The sequence below is a fragment of the Sulfuriferula thiophila genome (assembly GCF_003864975.1).
In the GTDB taxonomy this organism is placed as follows: domain Bacteria; phylum Pseudomonadota; class Gammaproteobacteria; order Burkholderiales; family Sulfuriferulaceae; genus Sulfuriferula; species Sulfuriferula thiophila.
Genome location: NZ_BHGL01000027.1, coordinates 1 through 1,099, shown reverse-complemented (window position 1 = coordinate 1,099; position 1,099 = coordinate 1). Strand labels below are relative to the sequence as shown.

Here is a 1,099-nt window from a genome sequence, read left to right as displayed (position 1 = left end):
GAAAATTGCGTCCGAAAATCAGTGAAAAAGGGGTTTTTCTACAGCGTCAACGTAAAAGTAAGGGGCTGGCCGCGTCTGAAACGCAACGTAGCCCTAAAAGCAAAACGATACTACACGCCAAACCGAAGCTGCATAACGGCCAGTCCCGCTTGACTGCAGGGTTAGACCTCATTTTTAAACTTCCACCGAGTTAAATGCAGAGGATAAGCAAGAACACGGCTGGATTGAATTGCAGTTTTTAAAGCGATGCCTGAAGCAACGCGATAACCAACACCCCAACCAACAATAAAACCTGTAATTGAAGCCACAGTAAACAACCCAAATGTTGAAAGTAATGCCAAGGTAGCATAAATAACTTGTGATGCACCACTCAGCTCACCGATAACTTGATTTAGCCCCAAGCACAACAAGAGAGCCGCTATTACAAATGGCATGGACAAGGCTTGAAACAAAAAAACTCCTGGAAAAGAGCCAACAATGCCCCCAGCAATGCGCTTAGCAATATTTCTGCGAGATGACGAAACGGCAACTATTAAGCAAAGTGCAACCGCAATACACGCGATACAAACGTAGATAAATAATATTGTGAAATATGCGATTATTTGCATTGAGTTCTAACGTCTATTAGGGTACACGATTGTCGAACAACTCATTCCATCCCTCACAGTTCTCTGCGCTACAAGCGAAAAGTTTAGTGTCCGGTGCGTCACACGGGGCAGCAAGATTATCTTTCAGGAAACGACAGTCAGCAAACGTGGATTCCATGAACCGACAACCAGCAAATGATGTACCCCGAAATGTGCAGCGTTCAAACTTGCAGTTGAAAAATAACGCCAAGTTGAACATGCCCCAATAGAAATCAAGATCGCGAAACTCGCAGGAAATAAACACATCATCGAAGTCTCCGCCCTCTAAGTTTGCGGACTCAAAGGAGCAATAACGGAACATGGCATCGCGTGAAGCCAATACGTCTTTGACTTGCTTCGCTTCGCGGTATGTCTCGCCTTCATGCAGCATGAATTTCCCTAACGTAATGGAATGGACGCCCACTTCCCAATACGGCATCCAAGTGCCAAAGTAGTGGTTGTGCTTAAGCAAA

At 45.0% G+C, this 1,099-nt stretch carries 3 protein-coding genes; 1 reads left to right on the top strand and 2 read right to left on the bottom strand.

Translation table 11 applies throughout. The annotated features are described in order from the left end of the window. Positions 1–194: hypothetical protein (locus EJE49_RS14235; RefSeq protein WP_223246886.1), on the top strand; the 194-nt coding region annotated here is incomplete at its 5' end. On the opposite strand, the gene EJE49_RS08845 is transcribed toward EJE49_RS14235, so the two are convergent. Next, positions 162–608, bottom strand: a complete 447-nt coding sequence (locus EJE49_RS08845; protein ID WP_124950088.1) for a hypothetical protein — start codon at positions 606–608, stop codon at positions 162–164. The genes EJE49_RS14235 and EJE49_RS08845 overlap by 33 nt on opposite strands. A gap of 16 nt (positions 609–624) precedes the next feature. Continuing rightward, positions 625–1,099, bottom strand: a 475-nt coding sequence (locus EJE49_RS08840) for a pentapeptide repeat-containing protein (RefSeq protein ID WP_223246885.1), incomplete at its 5' end; no start/stop codon positions are given.